This is a genomic window from Pseudomonas sp. AIG, from assembly GCF_977020205.1.
Genome location: NZ_CDROCK010000006.1, coordinates 125,645 through 148,288 on the forward strand (window position 1 = coordinate 125,645; position 22,644 = coordinate 148,288).

Genomic DNA, 22,644 nt, shown 5'->3' on the forward strand with positions numbered 1-22,644 from the left:
ATGGCGTCCGTCGTAGAAGTTCAGCCTGATAGGAATAGGCAATGCTCAAAGATAAACCGGCATAGGTGCGCCGTTTGTTGATCGCTACCATGGCCTCAGACCTGACCCAATGGGAGCTCGACATGACTCACACTAAAACCCTGTTCATCACCGGCGTCAGCAGCGGTTTCGGCCATGCACTGGCCAAGGAAGCCCTTGCCAACGGCCACCGCGTGATCGGTACTGTGCGCAATGAAACCGACCTGAAAAACTTCCAGGCACTGTCCCCGGACAACGCTTGCGGCGTGCTGCTGGATGTCACTGATTTCGAGCGGATCGACAGTGTCGTTGCGCAAGTCGAAGCCACGCACGGTCCGGTCGATGTGCTGGTCAACAATGCCGGTTACGGTCACGAAGGCATTTTTGAAGAATCCCCGCTGGAGGACATGCGCCGTCAATTCGACGTCAATGTGTTCGGCGCGGTCGCCATGACCAAGGCCTTCCTGCCCTACTTCCGCCAGCGTCGCGCCGGCCATATCCTTAACATCACCTCCATGGGCGGCACCATCACGATGCCCGGCATCGCCTATTACTGCGGCAGCAAATTTGCGCTTGAAGGGATCTCCGATACCCTGAGCAAAGAGCTGCGCCCCTTCAATGTCTTTGTCACGGCGGTGGCCCCTGGCTCGTTTCGCACTGACTGGGCCGGCCGCTCGATGCAACGCACCGCGCGCACCATTGCCGACTACGACGCCAGTTTCGACCCGATCCGCCAAGCCCGGGAAGCAAAAAGCGGCAAACAGCTCGGCGACCCGCAAAAGGCTGCGCAAGCGATGCTGCAGATCATCGATTGTCCCGAGCCTCCCGCCCATTTGTTACTCGGCAGTGATGCGTTGAGACTGGTGCGTGACCGACTGCAACAGGCGCTTGACGAGATTGATCAATGGCAAGCGCTGAGCTGCTCCACCGATCACTGAGAGAGAAAAAAATGACGCCGGCCGATCGCAGCACCGCGCGCATGGTGCAACTGATGGAAGCCCTCGCGCCGGTCGAGGGCTACAACCTCAGCGCGCTCGATGACGTGCGCTTCCTGCGCTCGAATCGCCCACTGACCCGCACCCCGGTGTTGTACGACCCCGGCATTGTCATCCTCTGCCAGGGTCGCAAGCGCGGTTATCTGGGTGAGGACACCTACGTCTATGACGCGCAGCATTATCTGGTGGTGTCCGTGCCCATCCCCTTCACCATGGAGACCGACGCCACGGCAGCCGAGCCGATGCTCGCGATTTACATGCAACTGGACTTTCAGTTGGCCAGCGAGTTGATGTTGCAAGTCGATGAGGTGCATGGCGTCAGCGATGCTGAGCCAAAAGGCATGTACGCCTCGCCGATGGACGACGCGCTGCGCACCACGACCCTGCGTTTTCTCGAGACGATAAGCGTCGCCGGTGAAGCGCAAATTCTCGGGCCGGCGCTGGTACGTGAGATCTATTACCGCATTCTCACAGGCGAGCAAGGTGGATCAATGCGTGCTGCGCTGCATCGTCGCGGGCATTTCGGCAAGGTGAGCCGGGCGATCCGCAAGATTCACAGCTGTTATCAGCAGCGCCTCGACGTCGAACAATTGGCCCACGAAGCGAGCATGAGCGTACCGAGTTTTCACCTGCACTTTCGCAGCGTGACCGATACCTCGCCGATGCAATACCTGAAGTCGACACGCCTGCATCAGGCGCGGCTGCTGATGCTGCGCCAGGCCATGAGCGCATCGGCGGCAGCGTTCGACGTCGGTTATGAAAGCGCCTCGCAATTCAGTCGCGAGTTCAAACGGTTTTTCGGCCGGACGCCGCGAGCGGAGCTTGAATGGATGAAGGCGACGTACTCATTGCCGCCGCCGACAACGCCTTCCGAATTCGTTTCGTCGCACTAGACCAGTCATTTCACGGGATGAAGCGCCGCGCTATGGTGCATCGCCAAATGTCCGGTCTTGTCACTTTTGACTTCGTACTGCGGCTCGTCCTTTGAAGCAGGCCGATGACGGCCCATGAACTCGACATCCCGGGTGTGCACCTTGACCACCTTGCCGCGAATCTCGCCAGCCTCGCTGTTCCAGTGAACCGCGTCGCCGACCTTGAATGACGTGCTCATGGCCTGTCCCCCACACTTTTCAATCCGGTCATTGCGACTCGGGATGCTCGCTCGACACCGAGTTGTTGGCCGCCACATCCGTCATGTCTTCATCGACCGGCGACTCTTCATCGGCGGGCAATGGAACCTCGGGCGGGTTGCGTTTCGGATCATGCCCCGTCTCATTGTCCGTCGTCCGTGTCACGTCTTGCTGTGACCGGTTGCCCGGTGCATTTTCATCGATGTCCATGCTTGTTTCTCCGTTTTTGTACGCGGGATATCCGCGCTTAAACGTGAGAGGCAACGGCACAGCGCAAGTGCCGGGCAATGGACGAACGGTGCTCCAACGAAAAAAGCCTGCCGTTCAAGGGCAGGCTTTCGCTTGGCGACTGAAATAACCGTGCCGGGCCAGCCGGCCTTTAATCGTAAAACGCCTCAACCAACACCCGACTGCCGACAAAAAAACTGTCCGCCACCAAGCGCAACGGCTGCACATCCAGATCGCTGGCCTTGTCGCCAATCAACTGCTGAAAATGCCGATACACCGCTGCGTACTCGCCCTCCTCCGACACGGCCTGGCGCACACCGTCAATACTCAACAATGCGCCGCCGTTATCCAGGCGCAACACGCCTTCAGCGCAACGCACCTCGATACTCCACAACTCATCATGTCCATGGTCGAAGTCGAACTCCGCACGCACATCGAGTTGATGCGCATCAGCCATTTTGATCGACGCAGCGATTGGCGACTGGCAGTTGCTCGGCACGCGCAGTTCAGCGGATTCGACAAACAGCGGCAGCGCCAGCAGGTGGGTGACGATCGACAAGGCATTGATGCCCGGATCAAATACGCCGAGGCCGCCGGGTTGCCAGATCCAGGTCTGACCGGGGTGCCATTTGCGCACGTCTTCTTTCCAGTCGATCCGTACGCTTTGCAGCGTGCGCGAGGCGAGCCAGTCGCGGGCGGCTTCGATACCGGGCGCGTAGCGTGAATGCCAGGCAAACAAGGCGCTGACGCCGTGCTCTGCGGCCTGATCGACCAAGGCCAATGCCTCACCCAACGTGGCACACGGCGGCTTTTCCACCAGCACATGTTTGCCGGCGGCCAACGCTTGCTGCACCAGTGCAAAACGCCCTTGCGGCGGCGTGCAGAAGGCAATCGCATCCACCGGTGGACCGTTTTCCAGCAACTCACTCAACGATTGGAAGTTCTCCACGCCGGCGCAGGGCTTGCCTTGAGTGGCGACGGAGACCAACTGGAAAGCGGGATTGGCGTTGATCGCCGGAACGTGTTGATCCTGGGCAATCTTGCCGTAGCCCACCAGACCGAGACGGATTGGTTGCATCAATGACTCCTGTTTTGATTTTGTTGTCGTCAGTGAACCGGGAGATTACCTGCAAACGCCACGAGCGTCTGTCCGCGCAATGTCACAACAACGCACAGGATCAGGCAAGGATTGCACAGGAATGCACTAGTGCCCGAAGCGCCGGAAAAGAAACAATGCCTTACGACAAACCGATCGAGGATGTTCCCATGCTTGTACAAGCCTACGGCGCCCACGCGGGCGACAAACCCCTTGAACCGATGCAGATAAACCGCCGCGCGCCGGCCGCCCATGATGTGCAGATCGATATCGCCTTTTGTGGCATCTGCCATTCGGATCTGCACCAGGTGCGCGCGGAATGGGCCGGTACACAATTCCCATGCGTACCGGGGCATGAAATCGTCGGTCGCGTTTCCGCCGTCGGCGCACATGTGTCGGACTATAAGGTCGGTGATCTGGTCGGCGTCGGTTGCATCGTCGACAGCTGCAAACATTGCGATGACTGCGAAAGCGGTCTGGAAAACTATTGCGACGGCATGATCGGCACCTACAACTTCCCGACCCCGGACGCACCGGGCTGGACGCACCGGGCTGGACGCTGGGTGGCTATTCGCAAAACATCGTCGTGCATGAACGCTACGTGCTGCGCATCCGTCATCCCGAAGCGCAACTGGCCGCCGTCGCGCCGCTGCTGTGTGCCGGTATTACCACCTACTCGCCGCTGCGCCACTGGAACGCCGGCCCCGGCAAGAAAGTCGGCGTGGTCGGCATCGGTGGTCTCGGCCACATGGGCATCAAACTGGCCCACGCCCTGGGCGCTCACGTGGTTGCATTCACTACGTCAGAATCCAAACGCGAAGCGGCCAAAGCGCTGGGCGCCGATGAGGTGGTGGTATCGCGCAATGCCGAAGAAATGGCCGCGCACGCCAAGAGTTTCGACTTGATCCTCAACACCGTCGCCGCGCCGCACGATCTCGATGCATTCCTGGTGCTGCTCAAGCGCGATGGTGCCTTGACGCTGGTCGGCGCACCGGCCACCTCGCACCCGTCGCCGAACGTGTTCAACCTGATCATGAAGCGCCGCACGATTGCCGGTTCGATGATCGGCGGCATTCCGGAAACTCAGGAGATGCTGGATTTCTGCGCTGAGCACGGCATCGTCTCCGACATCGAACTGATCCGCGCCGACCAGATCAACGACGCCTACGAGCGCATGCTCCAGGGCGATGTGAAATATCGTTTTGTGATCGACAACGCAACGTTGGCGAGCTAAGCGCAAACGGCTGATGGGCAGCCCGGCGTTGCCAATCAGCCGTTGGATTCCGTCGCCGGGATTTGACAGGCCCGACGTTGCTCGCCAGAGTCGCACCCCTTTGCCTGCCATCGGGCCGCAGGATTGTGTTGAACAGGGGTTGCCGTTGAACGAACATTCATTGTCCATGCGCCTTGAGCGCGTGGCTGCCCACGTGCCGGCCGGTGCGCGACTGGCGGATATCGGCTCGGATCACGGCTATCTGCCGGTGGCCCTGATGCGCCGTGGCCTGATCAGCACGGCCGTGGCTGGCGAAGTCGCGTTGACGCCGTTCCACGCGGCTGAACGCACCGTGCGCGAGAATGATCTGCAGCAGTGCATCAGCGTGCGCCGGGCCGATGGTCTAGCAGCAATCAAACCTGACGACGGCATCACCGCCATCACGATCTGCGGCATGGGCGGCGAAACCATCCGCGACATCCTCGACAGCGGCAAGGCCCACCTCAACGGCCAGGAACGCCTGATCCTGCAACCCAATGGCGGCGAACAACCGCTGCGCCAATGGCTGATGGAAAACGGCTACCGCATCCTCAGCGAAGAACTGCTGCGGGAAAACCGCTTCCACTACGAAATCATCGTCGCCGAACGCGCTGAACCGGTGATCTATACCGACCAGGAACTGTACTTCGGCCCCTTGCAGATGCAGGCCCGTAGCCCCGAGTTTCTGCGCAAATGGCAGCACAAACTTCACCATAAGCAGAAGACGCTGAGCCAACTCGCCCATGCGCAGCAGGGTTTACCGGATGGAAAGGTGCAAGACCTGACGCAACAGACACGCTGGATTAGCGAACTGCTGGCCTGAGCGCCGGCACTTCGCTGGAAAGGCGCGCGCCTCATTTGATACACCACATCACAAATGAAGTACCTCAAACCCCATTTATCAACTCCCACCCCTGCTCTTAAAGTTCTCTCCAACGGCCGCCCTTCACTCCGACGGGCCGGCGACTGGAGAGTCCTCAAATGCCTTTCATCAGCGTACGCATCACCCGTGACGGCGTGACCCGGGAACAGAAAGCCCAAGTCATCAAGGAAATCACCGAAACGATGGAGCGGGTGCTGCACAAGGACCCGAAACTCACCCACATCGTGATCGAGGAAGTCGACACCGATAACTGGGGTTATGCCGGCATCACCACCACCGAATATCGCCAACGGTTGGCGGACTCGCAGTCATGAGCCGCACCGTGAAAATCGACTTTGTGTCGGATGTCGTTTGCCCCTGGTGTGCTTTGGGCGCCACCGCTCTGGAGCAGGCGATCAAGAACCTGGCGGGCGAAGTCGACGTGGAACTGACCTACAAACCGTTCGAACTGAATCCGGACATGCCCGCCGAAGGTGAACACGCCATCGAGCACATGATGCGCAAATACGGGCGCAGCGCTGAGCAAGTGGCGGATCGCAACGCGATGATCATCAAACGCGGCGAGCAGATCGGCTTTCACTTCGACCTGGAAAAACGCAGCCATTTCCACAACACCTTCGATGCCCATCGATTGTTGTTCTGGGCCGCCACACAAGGACGTCAGCGTGAGTTGAAGCAAGCCTTGCTCAAGGCCTACTTCACTGACGGCAAGAACCCGAATGACCACGCCACGCTGCTGACACTGGCAGAAGCAGTCGGACTCGATGGCCCGCGTGCGCAAGAGGTGCTGGCCAACGCGGAGTTCAGCCAGGCCGTGCGCGAGCTCGAACGGTTTTATCAGCAACGCGGAATCGACTCAGTTCCGGCGATGGTTCTCGATGACAAACAGGTCATCCCCGGTTCCCAGTCCATCGCTTATTACGAGCAAGCATTACGTCAGGCCGCGCAGGTTGCGGCGCACGCCTGAAAACCGAAATTCGTTTATTCAAACCATCCAGATTGCATGAGGAAACATCATGAACACGTCCAAAAAAGTTGTAGTGATCACTGGCGCCTCGCAAGGCATTGGCGCAGGCCTGGTCAAGGGTTTCCGTGAGCGCGGCTATCAGGTTGTCGCGACCTCGCGCTCGATCAAACCGTCCACTGACCCGGATATTCTCGCCGTCGCCGGTGATATCGCCGACCCGCAGACCGCCGAGCGCGTGATTCGCGAAGCCGTTGCACGTTTCGGGCATATCGACACGCTGGTGAACAACGCCGGGATATTCGTAGCGAAACCCTTCACCGAATACAGCAAGGAAGACTACGCACAGGTCGTGGCGACCAACATGAGCGGCTTCTTCCACATCTCGCAATTGGCCATTGCTGAAATGGAGAAAAACGCCAGTGGCCACATCGTCAGCGTCACCACCAGTCTGGTCGATCACGCGATTGACGGCGTGCCGTCGGTGCTCGCGTCGCTGACCAAGGGCGGCATCAATGCAGCGACCAAATCCCTCGCCATCGAGTACGCCAAGCGCGGCATTCGGGTCAACGCGGTGTCGCCGGGCATCATCAAAACGCCGATGCACGGCGAAGAGACGCACGCCGCCCTCGGCAGCCTGCACCCGGTCGGCCATATGGGTGAGATCGATGACATCGTGCAAGCGATCCTTTACCTGGACGGCGCGAACTTCGTGACCGGCGAAATCCTCCATGTCGACGGTGGTCAAAGCGCTGGGCATTGATACCTCCCCGCAGCACTGCCGGTGTGTACCGGCGGTGCCGCTTCATGAGATAAGCCTGAAGATGAACCCTCAGTTGATCCTCAGGCTTATCCCATGAAGCGCCACTTTGAAGACTTGCAGTTGGGCAGCATCGAACTCTTTTGCCTCGCCGCTGAAGCCGGCAGTTTCACCGCCGCCGCCCAGCTCGCGGGCGTGACGCCGGCCGCCGTGAGCCGGTCGATTCTGCGTCTGGAACAACGCTTGGGTTCGCGCCTGTTCGCGCGAACCACGCGCAGCATTCGCTTGACCGAGGCCGGCAGAAACTTTTTCGTCCAGTGCAGCCAGGCCCTGACCCAACTGGTGGAAGCGCAACAAGAAGTCATGGGCGCACAGTCGTCACCTTCAGGGCTGTTGCGCATCAGCCTGCCCACCACTTACGGGCATCACCGTATCCTGCCGCTGTTGCCGAAATTCCGCGCGCTCTATCCCGACGTCACCGTCGACATTCATTTGGGCAACCGCAATATCGACTTTGTCGGCGAAGGCTACGACCTGGCGATCCGCGTCCGCGCGCAACCGGACTCGACCATGGTCGCGCGACTGCTGGAGGACGCAAAACTGGTGGTGGTCGCCTCGCCCGACTATCTGAAAAAGGCTGGCACACCGCAGACGCTTGAGGATCTGGTGCAACACGAATGCATTCAGTTCGAACTGCCGAGCAGCGGGCGGCGAATATCTTGGCTGTTTCAGGAAGACGGGCAGGATCGTGAAGTGTTTTCCGACGGTGGTTACTCGTGCTCCGACGATGTACTGGGCGGCGTCACGCTGGCCAAACATGGTGCCGGGGTCTTTCAGACTTACAAGTTCATCGTCGAAAAGGAGCTGGCCGACGGCAGCCTCGTCGAAGTTCTCCAGCCGTACGCCGGCCGCTCGCGTCCCTATACATTGTTGTACCCGCACGGCCGCTATGTGCCGCAACGGGTCAGGGCGTTTGTTGATTTTCTGCTGCAGTTTCGTGATGAGTGGGCCGGGAATTAGCGCTGAAGCCCACGTGGTGGCAGTCACTGCAGTTCAGTGCCGCAGCAACTTGCGCAGCGGCACGCCATCCTTGAGTACGGGCGATTTGATGACGATGTAACTGAAGTACTTGGAAATGCCGATATTCTTGTCCAGCAAGCTTTCGATCACCTCCTGATAATGCTGGATGCTGCGGGTCATGAAACGCACCAGATAATCGTAGCCACCGCTGATCAAATGACATTCAAGCACTTCGTCGACCAAACGAATATTGGATTCGAATTTGGCGAAATCCTCGCGTTTGTGATCGCTCAAGGTGATTTCGGTAAACACCGTGACCGAGTCGGTGATCTTCGCCAGATTCAGGTGCGCTTTGTAGCTGGAAATATAACCCGCCGATTCCAGTCGCTTGACCCGTTGCAGACAAGGACTGGCCGACAGCCCGACGGCATCGGCCAGGCTGACGTTGGTCATGCGGCCATCCTTCTGCAACTCGACAAGAATGCTGATGTCGATCCGGTCCAGTTTTACTATCCCTTCCATTGCATACCTCTGACTGCCATTTGTAGGACAATCTTCTAGCAAAATCAGCGCCGTAATGACAGCTGATGCTGAGTCACCAGGTCTGCCATGCTGTTGATGCAGTATTGCGCCGAGCAGGGCGTGGGTTGCCTGCCCCGATCACGACTGATCAGGCACACGTCATTCTCCGACCCTCGGCGCGCACCTGCGCGCGTGATATGGAGAATGTCGCCCGGTGCCAGTGCGTTGGCGATCAGCCAATTGGCGTCCTGCAACGGTGCGTCGGCCAATGAAATGAAGTCGTCGGCATTGATCCCCAAACGCTCGCACAGCGGGCCACGATCTTCGGCATCGCGGTCACCCTGGACCAGCAGGCGGTAGAACTTGCGCAGGTACAACATCGCACCTGGCGCGTCTTCAAACAATGACCATGCCGCCACCGACCGGGCGAAGCTCATGCCCTCCTCCCAACTGGCATTCAAGCACCAGCGTTCGGCGAGTTGACGATGGGCGAAACACAACATGCCACTGAAGCCTAGCTCAGCGAAACGCGGATACAGCGCATGCAGCACTTCGCGGTATTCAGCCAGCACCTGATCCTTGTCCGGCTGACCACCCCGACTGACCAGCAGCGGTAGCAATGCCGTCCAGACCCCCGAGTCGCGGTCGACCAGCGCTTCATCGCAATCAATGAGCAACGCTCGATAATCAATCAGTCCCATGGCGTGCGAAGCCTCCAATGATGCATTCCATCCGTCCATGCTCCACAAATGCTCACAAGCGATGCGCTGGCGCACCGCCGCGAGCGCACAGGCACTCAGTTCAAGACGCGTGCCAAGGCGCTGTCGAGAATCTGCAAGGCTTCGTCGATCTGCGCCGGCGTGGCCACCAGTGGCGCGAGAAAACGCAGAACATTGCGGTGCACACCGCACTTGATCACCAGCAAGCCGCCCTTGCGCGCCTCATCGATCAAGCGTTGATTCAGATCCGCGTCGGGTGTACGTGCGTCGTCAGGCTTGATCAACTCGATCGCCAGCATGAACCCCGTACCGCGCACGTCGCCGATTTGCGCGTAGCGGCTCTGCAACTGCAACAAGCCTTGACGCAAGTGCTCGCCCAGCGCCTCGCCGCGTGCCAGCAACTGCTCCTCCTCAAAGGCCTCGATCACCGCCAGCGCCGCTGCGCATGACAACGCGTTGCCGCCGTAAGTGCCGCCCAGACCTCCGGGCAACGGCGCGTCCATGATGGCCGCTTTACCGACCACCCCCGACAGCGGCAAACCACCGGCCAGACTTTTCGCCACGGTTACCAGATCCGGCTGGATGCCCGCGTGCTGGAAACCGAACCATTTGCCCGTGCGGCCGAACCCCGTCTGGATTTCATCAAGAATCAGCACGATGCCGTGTTTTTCGGTCAGCGCGCGCAGGGCCTGCAGAAACTCGGACGGTGCCGCAAGAAAGCCGCCGTCGCCTTGCACGGGTTCGATGATGATGGCAGCCACCCGCTCAGGCGCCACTTGCGTTGCGAACAGTTCCTCAAGGGCCTTGAGCGCCATGTCACTGGTCAGGCCGCGATAGGCATTCGGGTAAGGCGTGTGAAAAACCTCCGGTGCAAACGGGCCGAAGTTCTGTTTGTAAGGCTGGCTCATGCCGGTCAGCGTGGTGCCCAGCAAGGTACGACCATGGAAGCCGCCACGAAAGGCAATCACCGCCGAACGGCCGGTGTGAGCCCTGGCGATTTTCACTGCGTTCTCGACCGCTTCGGCGCCGGAGGTGAAGAACGCGGCCTTATAGGCTTGCTGGCCACCGATCATTTCACACAGACGCTGGGCCAGATCCAGATAAGGTTGATAGGCGACCACCTGGAAGCAGGCGTGCGAAATCTTGTGTAATTGCTGCTGCACCGCCGCCACCACTTTGGGATGGTTGTGACCGATGTTCAACACGCCGATGCCGCCGACAAAATCCAGGTAGCGCTTGCCGTCCACGTCCCACAACTCGGCGCCCTGGCCGCGATCAATCACCAATGGGTGAGCGGTAACCAGGCCACGCGGCACGAATTGATCGCGCTGACGGAGCAAATGAGGGGTGTCGTCGACTTTGCTATTCATGGCATTTCCCATCGTGAGTCCGGCAACCTGGAGGTGGTTGCAATGGTGTTCAGATTAAGGCTTGTGCGAAACGAACTACGCCGAACTTCCCCCCTGAGAAATTCGGATCGACTGTTTTGACCCTGCCAAACGGCAGATTCCTTCAGCCCGACGAATCTGCCGCCGTTGCGTTCATCGAGCGTGACGCAGACCGTTTGCACCGACGCTTTCGACAGATCCTGCGCCGGCATTGCGCGATCATGAAAGCACCTACCCCTTTCAGGAATTGCTCATGGCCCTGCTTTATAAAGCTGACCCTGTACGCGGCGAACAGTGGCAAGCGTTGTTCGCCGAACACGCCCCGGACATCGAATGGCGCGCCTGGCCAAATATCGGCGATCCGGCCGACATTGATTACCTGGCTGCGTGGCAAGCGCCGGACGATCTGGCTGCGGTGTTGCCAAACCTGAAAGTGTTGTTCGCGCTGTCGGCCGGTGTCGATCAACTGGATCTGAGCCGCCTTCCACCCAGCCTGCCGGTGGTGCGCCTGCTTGATCCCGGCATCACCCGTGGCATGTGCGAATACGCCAGTTTCGCCGTGCTCAGCCTGCACCGCGACATGTTGCGATACCGTCAGCAACAAAACGCGCGTTGCTGGCAGGCGCACATGCTGCAACCGGCGCACACGCGGCGGGTCGGGGTAATGGGGCTCGGTGCGCAGGCGCAACAGATTCTGGCGACGTTGCAGCCGCTGGGGTTCGCGTTGAAAGGCTGGGCACGCAGCCGCCATCAAATTGCCGGTGTGGATTGCTTCGCGGGTGACGCGCAACTGTCGGCGTTTCTCAGCCAGTGCGACATTCTCCTGTGCGTGTTACCGCTGACCGAACAGACCCAAGGGATTCTTGATCGTGACGTGTTCCGGCAACTGCCCCACGGTGCGGCGCTGATCAATATGGGCCGTGGTGGGCATCTGGTGGAAAGCGATCTGTTGCAAGCACTGGACAGCGGACAGCTCAGTGGCGCGGTGCTTGATGTATTACAGGAAGAACCAGCTCCGGCGGATCATCCGTTCTGGGCGCATCCAAAGATTCTGCTGACGCCGCACATTGCGGCGATGACGCAACCGCAAACCGCATTTGCGGTGTTGCTGGAAAACATTCGCCGGTTTCAGCGCGGGGAGCCAATGGCGGGCCAGATCGACCGCCAGCAGGGTTACTGAAAACATCAATAACCCAAGTGTGCGAGCCTGCTCGCGATGTGCATCGTCAGTTGATCATCTCTGGGCTGACACCGCTTTCGCGAGCAGGCTCGCTCCCCCAAGCGGAATTGATGTGGGCTCAAAGGATGTCGGCGATGGCTTTACCGACGTCTTGCGTCGCGCCTTTTCCGCCGAGATCCGGGGTAATCGGCCCGTCGGCAATCACCTGCTCGATTGCCCGCAATATCCCGTCATGCGCAGCCCGATAACGCTCATCACCGTTGCCGAGAAAATCGAGCATCAACGCACCGGACCAGATCATCGCAATCGGGTTGGCAATGTTCTGCCCGTAGATATCCGGCGCCGAACCATGCACCGGTTCGAACAACGAGGGAAAACGGCGCTCAGGATCAAGGTTGGCCGAAGGCGCAATGCCAATGGTTCCGGCACACGCCGGCCCCAGGTCGGACAGGATGTCACCAAACAGATTAGAGGCCACGACCACATCAAATCGATCCGGTTGCAAGACGAACCGTGCGCAGAGGATATCGATGTGTTGCTTGTCCCAGGTAACTTGCGGGTAGTTCGCCGCCATCAACGCGGTGCGCTCGTCCCAGTAGGGCATGCTGATGGAAATGCCGTTGGACTTGGTCGCCGCCGTCAGACGCTGGCGCGGACGGGTCTGGGCCAGATCGAAGGCGAATTTCAGAATTCGGTCGACACCGCGACGAGTGAACACTGACTCTTGCAGCACGAACTCATGCTCGGTGCCTTCGAACATTTTTCCGCCTACCGAGGAATACTCGCCCTCCGTGTTCTCGCGGATCACCACGAAGTCGATGTCGCCCGGTTCGCGCCCGGCCAGCGGGCACGGGACACCGGGAAACAGGCGCACCGGACGGATATTCACGTATTGGTCGAAATCGCGGCGAAACTTCAGCAGTGATCCCCACAGCGAAATGTGATCGGGCACCTTGTCTGGCCAGCCGACGGCGCCGAAATAAATCGCGTCGAAGCCCTTGAGCTGCTCAAACCAGTCATCGGGCATCATCTGCCCATGCTCCAGGTAGTAATCGCAGTTGGCCCATTCAAGAACTTCAATGTTCAAGTCCAACTGCCATTTGCTCGCAGCCTTCTCCAGCACCCGCAAACCTTCGGGCAACACTTCCTTGCCAATGCCGTCGCCGGCAATCGCGGCGATCTTGAATGCCTTGCTCATTGAACCTGCCTCCCCGTGCATGTGAATTACAGCCCGCCGATGTGGAAGGCTTTGACTTCAAGGTATTCATCCAGGCCGTACTTGCTGCCCTCGCGGCCCAGCCCTGATTGCTTGATACCGCCGAACGGCGCGACGTCCATGGAGATGATTCCGGTATTGAGGCCGACCATGCCGAACTCCAGCGCTTCGCCGAACCGCCAGGAGCGGCGCAGATCCTGGGTGAAATAGTAGGCACCCAAGCCATACGGCGTGGCATTGGCCAGGGCGAGCGCTTGCGCCTCATTGTCAAACCGCATCAACGGCGCCACCGGGCCGAAGGTTTCTTCGTTGGCCAGCAGCATGCCGGCATGGGCATCGCCCAGAACGGTGGGTTGCACGAACTGACTGCTGGCATCAGGCATGCCGCCACAGAGCAATCGCGCGCCCTGGGTCAGCGCATCGTCGATGTGCCGCGCGACTTTGTTTACTGCGGCCGGGTTGATCAGCGGGCCAATCGTGACGTCAGCCTCCAGGCCATTACCGACCTTGAGCTTGCCGACCTCTTCCACCAGTCGCTGAGCGAAGCGTTCATAGATGCCGTTTTGCACAAGGATGCGGTTGGCACACACGCAAGTCTGGCCGGCATTGCGAAATTTGCTGAGCATGACCCCGGCCACGGCCTGCTCCAGATCGGCGTCATCGAAGACAATGAAGGGCGCGTTACCGCCCAACTCCAGACTCAAGCGCTTGATATGCTCGGCGCTCTGGCGCATCAGCAAACGCCCTACAGGGGTCGAGCCGGTAAAGGAAATCTTGCGAACTGTCGGGTTGCCGGTCAGCTCTTCGCCAATGCCGGCGGGCATTCCGGTCACCACATTGAACACACCGGCCGGAATACCGACACGCTCTGCCAATACCGCCAGCGCCAGCGCCGACAACGGTGTGAGATCCGACGGTTTGACAATGATCGGGCAACCCGCCGCCAGCGCCGGCGCGCATTTTCGGGTGATCATCGCATTGGGGAAGTTCCACGGCGTGATCGCCGCGCAGACGCCGACCGGTTGTTTCAAGGTCAGCAGCCGACGGTCGCCGCCAGGTGCCGGCATGGTTTCGCCGTAGACACGGCGGGCCTCTTCAGCGAACCACTTGACGAACCCGGCACCGTAGCGGATTTCGCCTTTGGCCTCGTTCAGCGGCTTGCCCTGTTCGCAGGTCATGATCAGTGCCAGATCATCGAGGTTGTCGACCATGGCCTGATACCAACGCTCGAGCAAAGTGGCGCGCTCGGCGGCCGGGCGCGCACGCCAGGCGGGCCAGGCCTTGTCGGCGGCCTCGATGGCGCGGCGGGTCTCCGCGCCTTGCATGGCCGGCACCCGGGCAAGCAACTGACCGCTGGCCGGATCAATAACGTCAATGGTCGCGGCGTCATCGGCGCCGATCCACTGCCCGTCTACATAAGCGAGTTCTGCCAAAAGGCTGGAGTCTTTCAAACGATTCTTGAGCATGGTCGAGTCCTGATTCGAGACAGGCTCCAGTCTAGGGAGGTACTGCGGGGGAGGATGCTGAAAGCGCTTTGAGGACGGCGTCGGATGCTGAAATTTTCGCCGCAACAGCAGATCAACACAAAATCCTGTAGGCGCGAGCCGCGCTCGCACCTACAGACACCGTCATTGTTTCAGCGACCCCAGCAAACCCTGAAGAAAGCGTTCCCCGGCCTCCATCTGACTGACCTCGATAAACTCATCGGGCTTGTGCGCCTGCTCGATCGAACCCGGCCCGCACACCACCACCGGCACATCCAGACGCTGCTTGAACAAACCGCCTTCCGTGCCGAAAGACACCTTGGACACACCGGTATCCGGCGCGGCGAAGTTTTTCAGAAAGCGCACGGCTTCGACGCTCGGATGCGTGTCGAGCCCAGGATAGACGTTCAGCGTTTCGATCTCGATGGCGGCGACGCTCGACAGTAAACGCGCCTCGCGCACGATCAGCTCGGCGCGCTCCTGCATCTGCGCGAGAAACTGGTCCAGATCATCGGCCGGCAAGTTGCGCACCTCGAAGTCCAGAGTGCACAGATTGGGCACGATATTCAGGGCCCGCCCGCCACCAATCTGACCGACATGCACCGTGGTGTAAGGTACGTCGTAATCCGTATCCTGTGCGCCCTGCTCCTGCAATTGGCGCTGACTGTCGCGCAGTGCGGCGATAAAGTCGCAAGCCACGTGAATCGCATTGACCGAGCGAGGCGCCAGTGAGGAATGCGCTTCCAGGCCACGACAGTAGGTGCGATAGGAGCCCTTGCCCTTGTGCCCGAGTACGAACTGCATGTTGGTCGGCTCGCCAATCAGGCACAGAAACGGGCGCACCGGAGCCAGATGCAAAACGTCGAGCAAGCGCCGCACACCGACGCAGCCGGTTTCTTCGTCGTGGGACAATGCCAGTTGCAAAGGCCGGTTCAGCGAATGGTCGGCAGCGTCGAGCATCGCGTCGATGGCCAAGGCAATGAAACCCTTCATGTCGCAACTGCCGCGCCCGTAAATTCGCCCGTCCTGCAGCGTCGCCTGAAACGGCTCAAGCGTCCACGCCTGCCCTGCCGCCGGCACGACGTCGGTGTGCCCGGACAGCAGGATACCCGGCAAGGTTTGCGGGCCGGTGCTGGCGAACAGGTTGGCTTTCTTGCCGGTTTCGTCTTTGACGATCAGCGACTCGATGCCCTTGCTCAGCAGCAATTCGCGGACGTAGTCAATCAGGGCCATGTTCGACTGCGAAGAGACTGTGTCGAACGCCAACAAACGCTTGAGAATCTCCAGTACGCGCGGCTTCATGAGGCTTTGCTCCGTTGCTCGGTCAGGGTGGCGAACCGGCGGATGGAGAACGGTTCAATCGAAGTGCTGGTGCTGCCGGTGCTGATCAGTTCGGCCATGACGTCACCCACGCCAGGGCCAAGCTGGAAGCCGTGACCGCAGAACCCGAAGGCATAGAACAAACCGTCAACCGTGCCGCTCGGTCCCATGATCGGCAAGGAGTCCGGCAGATAACCTTCAATGCCACTCCAGACGCGGATGATGTTCAGATTGCCGACACCTGGCAGCAGGCGCCGCATCTGTGCCATCTGATTGAGCAGACTGCGCGGCTCGAAATAGGCGCGGCGATTGAGCATGTCCGGCTTGCTGCGGTAGCCGCCACCGATGACGATGTTGCCGCGCGGAATCTGCCGAAAATAGATCACTTCCTCGGCGATCTTGGTGTAAACGCCAATCACCGTCGGCAACGCGTACGGCACCGGCTCGGTCACGGCCATTTGCGGGCCGTGGGTGTCCAGCGGCACCGGTTCGCCGAACTGTTGCGACAGCTTCTGTCCCCACGCACCGGCAGTAATCAACAACTGTGCCGCGCTGAACTGGCGGCCATCGGTGGTGCTGACGCGAAAATCGCCAGCAACCTTTTGCACTTCGGCCACTTCAGTCTGTTCTTCGATCCGCGCCCCCAGACGCCGTGCTGCCCGGGCAAAGGCCGGTGCCGCCAGGCGTGGATTGGCGTGACCATCGTGCGGAGCGTAAGAGCCGCCCTTGACGTCCGGACCAAGGAAGGGAAAGCGCTCATGCAACGCTTGGCCACGGTAGATTTGCAGATCCAGCTGCGCTGCTTCCGGCGCGTCGGCATACGCCTCCAGTTCGGCAATTTCGTCGTCGCGATAACACACGCGCATGTGCCCGCTGGCGATGAACTCCAGGTCGTCATCAATCAGTTCCGGCAAGCGCTTCCACAATGCCCATGAACGGTTGGCCAGTTCCAGTTGCCCCAGATAGCGGCCCTGACGACGGACATTGCCGAAGTTGACACCGCTGGCGTACTGGCCGATCTGGTCACGCTCAAGCAGGATCACCGAGTGCCCGCGACGACGCAGGAAAAACGCTGCCGCCGAGCCCATCAAGCCACCGCCGACAATCACCACATCAGCTTTTTCAACAGTCATGGCGACACCTCCTCGGTGAACATCGAAAGCGGTTTGACCGGCGCCTGGCCGCGTTGTCGACCGACCTGCTGCACGCTGACCCCCGCCGCTGCCGCGATCACCTCGGCCCCGGCCTGGGAACAATAACGGCCCTGACAGCGGCCCATGCCGACCCGGCTGAACGCTTTGGCACGGTTGACCTCACAGGCGCCCTTCTCGCTGACAGTGCGGCGCAGCTCACCGGCGCTGATCATTTCGCACCGACAGACAATGGCAGCGTCCGGCAACGCCGCGGCTTGCTGCGCAGGCCAGGGAAAGGCTTGCGCCAGGCCAAGACGAAACTGATCCATCACCACCAGCGCCTGCCGTTGTTGGTCACGCAGACCGGCGTTTACCGGTTGGTTCAAATCTTCCAGCAAGGCCATGGCCACCAGTCGCCCGGCGTGCTCAGCCGCATCGGCACCGCGAACCTTCGCGCCGTCGCCGGCAGCGTAGACACCGCTGACCGACGTGCGCCCCGCGTCGTCGACCGCCACCCACCACTGGCCGGACGCCTGGTCAAACACCATCCGGCATCCCGCCAGATCCGCCAGTTGAGTTTCCGGACGCAAGTGATAACCCAGCGCCACGGCGTCGCAATCCAGACTCAGCGTTTCACCTTTACCGGTGCGTATCCGCACGCCGCTGACGCCGCTGGCTGCATCACCCAGTACCTGCAACGGCTCGACGCCGAGATGCACCGGTATCTTTGCCCGATACAACTGCGCCAACAATTTCATCCCGGTCCACAGCACGCCGGGGCGCGCGAGCAATTTCGGCAGTGCGCCGATACGCTTGTGCAGCGGCGAGGTGTCCAGCACCGCGGCCACCGTCGCCCCGGCTTTCACATACTGACTGGCCACCAGATACAGCAACGGCCCGCTGCCCATGAACACAACGCTGCGACCAATCGACACCGCTTGCGACTTGAGCGCAATCTGCGCCCCGCCAAGGCTGTAAGTGCCCGCCAGTTGCCAGCCTTCAATCGGCATCAGCCGGTCAGTGGCGCCCGTGCAGAGCAGCAACGCGTCGTAATCCAGCGTCGAGTGCCGGCCCTGACTGACGCAGCACAATTGTCCCGGCGTGAGGTTCCACACCAGGGTGTCCGGGCGATAGTCGATCCGCTCGCGCAGGCGATCAAAGCTCTCATGCAGGTCTTGCGCCTTATGCGCTTCGCTGCCGTACAGCGTGGCGTAATTGCGGGTGAATCCCTCGGGCTGGCGACGATAGATTTGTCCGCCGTCGCGGCGATTTTCATCGATCAGCGTCGGTTTGAAACCGGCCGCCACCAGCGTTTCGGCACAACGAATGCCCGCGGGCCCAGCGCCGACAATGACTATGCGTGCAATGGCCATTTTGCCTCCGGTTGCGTGGTGACAATGTCCAGGCCTTCACGCACTTCATTGGAACAGGCGCGCAAACGCTCGCCGCTGCGCGTCCAGACCCAGCAATCCTGGCAGGCGCCCATCAGGCAAAACCCGGCGCGTCGACCTGAATCAAACTCCGATTGACGCAAGGCATTGCCGTGAGTCAGTACGGCAACCATCAACGTGTCACCCTGCAACGCTTGCACCTGCGCACCATCCACCGTCAGGTTGACGCTAGGTCGCCCCTGTTCGGCCAGCCTTACAAAACGCCCGCTCATGCATAGGCTCCCTGACTCAGATTGATGACATCGCGCTGGGTTTTCAGCAGTTCGACGCTGTCGTGGTGACAGAGAATTTCACTGCCGCCGTCAATGCTGTGACGCGGCGGCGCGCTGCGATTGCACAGACCATCGACCCGCACCGGACAGCGGTTCAGGAACGTACACAGTTCCGGTTCGTCGGATCTGGCCCCCACCGGCGGCAGTTCCCCACACGTCGTGCCGCAGTTCTCCAGCCAGCCCTGGCGCAGTTCCGGGACAGAATGAATCAGCAAGTCGGTGTAGGGGTGAAACGGCGGCTGGGCAAACGCCTGACGCGTTCCGGCCTGAACTTTGTGGCCGCTGTACATCACCACAATGTCATCGCACAGCGCGCGCACGGTGGAGATGTCGTGACTGATAAACAGGTACGAAACGCCCAGTTCCTGACGCAGATCGCGCAACAGTTCGAGAATCGCCGCACCCACCACCGTGTCCAGTGCCGAGGTCACTTCATCGCACAGGATCAAGTCCGGTTTTGCCGCCAGCGCACGCGCCAGGTTGACCCGTTGTTTTTGCCCGCCGGACAGTTCATTCGGCCGACGTTCGGCCAGGGTTCGGGGCAGACGCACCAGATCGAGCAGTTCGCCGATTCGTTCGTGCAACGCCGCGCCCTTGAGGCCGAAATACATTTTCAGCGGCCGACCGAGGATGGTGCTGACACTGTGCATCGGGTTAAGCGCGGTATCGGCGTTTTGAAAGACCATCTGTATCCGTCGAAACTGCTCATCGGTGCGCTCGGACAGGCAGCCGCCGAGTGGCTGACCATCGAAGGTCAACGCGCCCAGCGCCGGACACAGCAACCCCGCCACCACCCGCGCCAGCGTCGACTTGCCGGAACCGGACTCACCGATCACGCCGATGGCCTGCCCGCGACGCACGGTCAGATCAATGTCTTCCAATACGCGGATCGCCGGCATGCCGTGCGTGTTCTTGTTGCCGTAGCCTGCGGTCAGGCCTTTGATGGTCAGCAGCGGTTGCTCTTCGGCAATGCCGCAGGGTGGCCGGATCGAAGTGTCCGGGCGCGCGGCGGCCAACAAGCTGCGGGTGTATTCATGGGACGGCCCCTTCAACAACGGCGCGGTAGCGCTCTGTTCGAAGATCTGGCCGCCATTGAGCACCACAATCTGGTCAGCCATTTGCGCCACCACCGCCAGATCGTGGGACACGTAGACAGCGGTCGCACCCCGTTCGCGAACCACCCGCTTAAAGGCACGCAACACGTCGATCTGGGTGGTCACATCGAGGGCGGTGGTCGGTTCATCGAGGACCACCAGCAGTGGATCGCTGATCAGCGCCATCGCCGCCATCACCCGTTGCAATTGCCCGCCCGACACCTGATGCGGATAGCGTTGGCCGATGCGCTCAGGGTTCGGTAATGCGAGGTCGCGAAACAACGCGATGGCTTTGGCCTCGAGCACCGCACGGGTGCCCAAACCGTGAATCAATGCGCCCTCCACCACTTGATCGAGCAGTCTTTTGGCCGGATTGAACGCCGCCGCCGCGCTTTGCGCGATGTACGACACACGGTTGCCGCGCAGTTTTTGCAGTTCTTTTTCGCTGAGGGCCAGCATGTCGTGCTCACCGACCTGCACCACGCCGCCGGACAACCGGCAGCCACGCCGGGCGTAACCGAGCAAGGCCAGGGCGATGGTGGTTTTGCCCGACCCGGACTCACCGATCAGCGCCAATACTTCGCCTTTTTCCAGGGCGAAACTCACGCCTTTGACGATTTCGCTTTCACCGCGCTCGCCACACGCGACCACCCGCAGGTCTTCGACTCGAATCAATTGGCTCATTTCAATGACCTCCCGAACGGCGACTGCGGCGAGACGACAGCCTGTCGATAAACAGATTCACGCCAATGGTCAGGGTGCCGATTGCCAGTGCCGGAATGACGATGGCCGGGGCGCCCTGATTGAGTCCACCGATATTTTCGCGCACCAGCGAGCCAAGGTCGGCGTCGGGTGGTTGCACGCCCAACCCAAGGAAGCTCATGCCACTGAGCAGCAACACAATAAAGCCGAACCGCAGGCCCAGATCGGTCAGCACCGGGTTGAGCATGTTCGGCAGGATTTCCACACAGGCAATGTACAGACGCCGTTCGCCACGGGTACGCGCCACTTGTACGTACTCCAGAGCCTCGATGTTCACTGCCATGCTGCGGGCAATGCGAAAGGCCCCGGGGGCGAAGCTCAGCACGGCGGTGCATACCAGCAACATCACCGACGAACCAAACGCCGAGACCATGATCAGCGCGAGCATCTTGCTCGGGATCGAGATGAACGCGTCCATCAGGCGACTGATCACTTCGTCCAGCCATTTTGGCGACACCACCGACAGCAGCGCGCAACTGGTGCCCAGGCCACTGGCCAATATCGCCGCAATCAACGCCAGGCCCACCGTGAAGCGGGCGCCGACGAGCACGCGGCTGAGCATGTCACGGCCCAGATAATCAGTGCCAAACGGGTACAGGGCACTGATGCTGTCAAAGACATTGTCCGACACCACTTCGCCCACCGGGTGGGGTGCCAGCCACGGGCCGAACATTGCCACCAGCAACCACAGAAGGCACATCGCAGCGCCGATCAGACCTAGCCAGGCCGGGCCATGGGACACCTTGCCCACCGACAGGTCGGGCGCTGAAGGCGTCGATTTCACAATGAGATTGTTCATTGGTTTCTCAGCCTCGGGTTGGACAGGATGGCACACAGGTCAGCGAGCAGCACCAGCCCCAGATACGCTGTACAGAACAACATGGTGCAGGCCTGAACCAGTGCCATGTCACGGTTGGTCACGGCATCGACCATCAGGCTGGCGATACCGGGATAGTTGAAGATGGTCTCGACGATGACCACCCCGCCCAGCAGGTATGAGAGGCTCAGGGCGATGGCGTTGGCAATCGGCCCAATGGCGTTGGGCAAGGCGTGCCGCAGTACGATACGGATCGGGCTGACCCCTTTGAGCCGGGCCATTTCCACGTAAGGGCTGTCGAGTTGATCGATCACCGCTGCGCGGGTCATGCGGGCCATTTGCGCGACGATCACGCAACACAGGGTCATCACCGGTAAAGCGTAAGTGCGCATGAATTGCCACGGTGAAGTGATGTCGCTGGCATAGGACAGCGCCGATAACCAACCCAGGTTTACCGCGAAGATCAACACCGCCAGGGTCGCCACCAGAAACTCCGGAACGGCGACCATGGCCAGGGTGAAAAAGCTCAGCAGGCTGTCGAGTCGCCCGCCCCTACCCATCGCCGAACCGATGCCCAGAATCAGCGCCACCGGTACCGAAACCAGTGCGGTAGCGCCGGCCAGCATCAAGGTGTTGGGGACGCGCCCGGCCATCAACTCACCCACCGGCATGGCGTTGGAAACCGACAGGCCCATGTCACCACTGAGCAAGTTCATCAGCCAGTGCAAGTAGCGCAACACGCCGGGCTGATCGAGTCCCAGTTTCAGGCGCAACGCCGCGACCTGCTCCGGCGTGGCGAACTGCCCCAGCGATTGTTGCGCGGCGTCGCCCGGCAATACCGCCGTGATCGCGAACACGACCATGGACACAATCAACAACGTCACGATCGCGGCGCCCATGCGCCTGCCGATCAACCACAAGGTGTTGCTGTTCATCGCCT

Annotated in this window: 23 protein-coding genes and 1 pseudogene; 9 read left to right on the forward strand and 15 right to left on the reverse strand. The window is 60.6% G+C overall.

Annotated elements, in window-relative coordinates:
* Nucleotides 1-122 precede the first annotated feature (122 nt).
* Nucleotides 123-956 carry an oxidoreductase gene (locus tag ACWR1S_RS06250; protein ID WP_454562850.1) on the forward strand — a complete coding sequence of 278 codons (834 nt, stop codon included), beginning with the start codon at nucleotides 123-125 and terminating at the stop codon, nucleotides 954-956.
* An 11-nt stretch (nucleotides 957-967) separates the two neighbouring features.
* Nucleotides 968-1,906 (forward strand): AraC family transcriptional regulator N-terminal domain-containing protein, encoded by a 939-nt coding sequence (locus ACWR1S_RS06255; protein ID WP_454562851.1) that lies wholly within the window; start codon nucleotides 968-970, stop codon nucleotides 1,904-1,906.
* Nucleotides 1,907-1,911: 5 nt separating this feature from the next.
* Here ACWR1S_RS06255 and ACWR1S_RS06260 read toward each other — a convergent pair whose 3' ends face one another.
* The 3 genes from ACWR1S_RS06260 to ACWR1S_RS06270 all read right to left on the reverse strand — a co-directional run bounded on the left by ACWR1S_RS06260 (nucleotide 1,912) and on the right by ACWR1S_RS06270 (nucleotide 3,449).
* Nucleotides 1,912-2,124 carry a DUF2945 domain-containing protein gene (locus ACWR1S_RS06260; protein WP_454562852.1) on the reverse strand — a complete coding sequence of 71 codons (213 nt, stop codon included), beginning with the start codon at nucleotides 2,122-2,124 and terminating at the stop codon, nucleotides 1,912-1,914.
* 28 nt (nucleotides 2,125-2,152) lie between these two features.
* Nucleotides 2,153-2,353, reverse strand: a complete 201-nt coding sequence (locus ACWR1S_RS06265; protein WP_102899126.1) for a hypothetical protein — start codon at nucleotides 2,351-2,353, stop codon at nucleotides 2,153-2,155.
* 169 nt (nucleotides 2,354-2,522) lie between these two features.
* Nucleotides 2,523-3,449, reverse strand: coding sequence for a Gfo/Idh/MocA family protein (locus ACWR1S_RS06270; RefSeq protein ID WP_454562853.1), 927 nt, complete (start codon nucleotides 3,447-3,449; stop codon nucleotides 2,523-2,525).
* 188 nt (nucleotides 3,450-3,637) lie between these two features.
* On the opposite strand from ACWR1S_RS06270, the pseudogene ACWR1S_RS06275 reads away from it, so the two are divergent.
* From ACWR1S_RS06275 to ACWR1S_RS06300, 6 genes and pseudogenes are all read left to right on the forward strand, one after another.
* Nucleotides 3,638-4,701, forward strand: a pseudogene (locus tag ACWR1S_RS06275) (NAD(P)-dependent alcohol dehydrogenase).
* A gap of 145 nt (nucleotides 4,702-4,846) precedes the next feature.
* Nucleotides 4,847-5,542: a tRNA (adenine(22)-N(1))-methyltransferase gene (locus tag ACWR1S_RS06280; protein WP_454562854.1), complete on the forward strand. Its 696-nt coding sequence runs from the start codon at nucleotides 4,847-4,849 to the stop codon at nucleotides 5,540-5,542.
* 158 nt (nucleotides 5,543-5,700) lie between these two features.
* Nucleotides 5,701-5,916: a tautomerase family protein gene (locus tag ACWR1S_RS06285; RefSeq protein WP_454562855.1), complete on the forward strand. Its 216-nt coding sequence runs from the start codon at nucleotides 5,701-5,703 to the stop codon at nucleotides 5,914-5,916.
* The gene (locus tag ACWR1S_RS06290) at nucleotides 5,913-6,569 is read left to right on the forward strand and encodes a DsbA family oxidoreductase (protein ID WP_454562856.1); all 657 of its coding nucleotides are present in this window, start codon (nucleotides 5,913-5,915) and stop codon (nucleotides 6,567-6,569) included. Before ACWR1S_RS06285 ends, ACWR1S_RS06290 begins: the two co-directional genes overlap by 4 nt.
* Before the next feature lie 49 nt (nucleotides 6,570-6,618).
* Entirely contained in the window at nucleotides 6,619-7,329 is a 711-nt protein-coding gene (locus tag ACWR1S_RS06295; RefSeq protein WP_454562857.1) for an SDR family NAD(P)-dependent oxidoreductase, read from the forward strand.
* Nucleotides 7,330-7,422: 93 nt separating this feature from the next.
* Nucleotides 7,423-8,346 (forward strand): LysR family transcriptional regulator, encoded by a 924-nt coding sequence (locus tag ACWR1S_RS06300; protein ID WP_212621736.1) that lies wholly within the window; start codon nucleotides 7,423-7,425, stop codon nucleotides 8,344-8,346.
* Nucleotides 8,347-8,379: 33 nt separating this feature from the next.
* On the opposite strand, the gene ACWR1S_RS06305 is transcribed toward ACWR1S_RS06300, so the two are convergent.
* The 3 genes from ACWR1S_RS06305 to gabT all read right to left on the reverse strand — a co-directional run bounded on the left by ACWR1S_RS06305 (nucleotide 8,380) and on the right by gabT (nucleotide 10,957).
* On the reverse strand, nucleotides 8,380-8,868 hold the full coding sequence (locus ACWR1S_RS06305) for an Lrp/AsnC family transcriptional regulator (RefSeq protein WP_016987783.1): 489 nt from the start codon (nucleotides 8,866-8,868) through the stop codon (nucleotides 8,380-8,382).
* Nucleotides 8,869-8,912: 44 nt separating this feature from the next.
* Nucleotides 8,913-9,569, reverse strand: coding sequence for a 2-haloalkanoic acid dehalogenase (locus ACWR1S_RS06310; protein ID WP_454562858.1), 657 nt, complete (start codon nucleotides 9,567-9,569; stop codon nucleotides 8,913-8,915).
* 95 nt (nucleotides 9,570-9,664) lie between these two features.
* Nucleotides 9,665-10,957: a 4-aminobutyrate--2-oxoglutarate transaminase gene (gabT, locus tag ACWR1S_RS06315; RefSeq protein WP_454562859.1), complete on the reverse strand. Its 1,293-nt coding sequence runs from the start codon at nucleotides 10,955-10,957 to the stop codon at nucleotides 9,665-9,667.
* Nucleotides 10,958-11,228: 271 nt separating this feature from the next.
* Between gabT and ACWR1S_RS06320 the strand changes: the two genes are divergently transcribed.
* Nucleotides 11,229-12,155 carry a 2-hydroxyacid dehydrogenase gene (locus ACWR1S_RS06320; RefSeq protein WP_454562860.1) on the forward strand — a complete coding sequence of 309 codons (927 nt, stop codon included), beginning with the start codon at nucleotides 11,229-11,231 and terminating at the stop codon, nucleotides 12,153-12,155.
* A gap of 118 nt (nucleotides 12,156-12,273) precedes the next feature.
* On the opposite strand, the gene ACWR1S_RS06325 is transcribed toward ACWR1S_RS06320, so the two are convergent.
* The 9 genes from ACWR1S_RS06325 to ACWR1S_RS06365 form a co-directional block, all read right to left on the reverse strand.
* A complete protein-coding gene (locus ACWR1S_RS06325) occupies nucleotides 12,274-13,353 on the reverse strand; it encodes a tartrate dehydrogenase (RefSeq protein WP_137216568.1) in 1,080 nt (359 codons plus the stop codon).
* 26 nt (nucleotides 13,354-13,379) lie between these two features.
* Entirely contained in the window at nucleotides 13,380-14,837 is a 1,458-nt protein-coding gene (locus ACWR1S_RS06330) for an NAD-dependent succinate-semialdehyde dehydrogenase (RefSeq protein WP_116029665.1), read from the reverse strand.
* Nucleotides 14,838-14,999: 162 nt separating this feature from the next.
* A complete protein-coding gene (gene argE / locus ACWR1S_RS06335; RefSeq protein WP_212621733.1) occupies nucleotides 15,000-16,157 on the reverse strand; it encodes an acetylornithine deacetylase in 1,158 nt (385 codons plus the stop codon).
* Nucleotides 16,154-17,308: an NAD(P)/FAD-dependent oxidoreductase gene (locus ACWR1S_RS06340; protein ID WP_175554056.1), complete on the reverse strand. Its 1,155-nt coding sequence runs from the start codon at nucleotides 17,306-17,308 to the stop codon at nucleotides 16,154-16,156. Before ACWR1S_RS06340 ends, argE begins: the two co-directional genes overlap by 4 nt.
* Nucleotides 17,305-18,681, reverse strand: a complete 1,377-nt coding sequence (locus ACWR1S_RS06345) for an FAD/NAD(P)-dependent oxidoreductase (protein WP_077572464.1) — start codon at nucleotides 18,679-18,681, stop codon at nucleotides 17,305-17,307. The genes ACWR1S_RS06340 and ACWR1S_RS06345 overlap by 4 nt, the downstream gene beginning before the upstream one ends.
* Nucleotides 18,663-18,971, reverse strand: coding sequence for a (2Fe-2S)-binding protein (locus tag ACWR1S_RS06350; protein ID WP_016987774.1), 309 nt, complete (start codon nucleotides 18,969-18,971; stop codon nucleotides 18,663-18,665). The genes ACWR1S_RS06345 and ACWR1S_RS06350 overlap by 19 nt, the downstream gene beginning before the upstream one ends.
* Entirely contained in the window at nucleotides 18,968-20,809 is a 1,842-nt protein-coding gene (locus ACWR1S_RS06355) for an ABC transporter ATP-binding protein (protein ID WP_454562861.1), read from the reverse strand. Before ACWR1S_RS06355 ends, ACWR1S_RS06350 begins: the two co-directional genes overlap by 4 nt.
* A gap of 1 nt (nucleotide 20,810) precedes the next feature.
* On the reverse strand, nucleotides 20,811-21,686 hold the full coding sequence (locus ACWR1S_RS06360; RefSeq protein WP_016987772.1) for an ABC transporter permease: 876 nt from the start codon (nucleotides 21,684-21,686) through the stop codon (nucleotides 20,811-20,813).
* A complete protein-coding gene (locus tag ACWR1S_RS06365) occupies nucleotides 21,683-22,639 on the reverse strand; it encodes an ABC transporter permease (protein WP_077572462.1) in 957 nt (318 codons plus the stop codon). The genes ACWR1S_RS06360 and ACWR1S_RS06365 overlap by 4 nt, the downstream gene beginning before the upstream one ends.
* Between the last annotated feature and the right edge of the window lie 5 nt (nucleotides 22,640-22,644).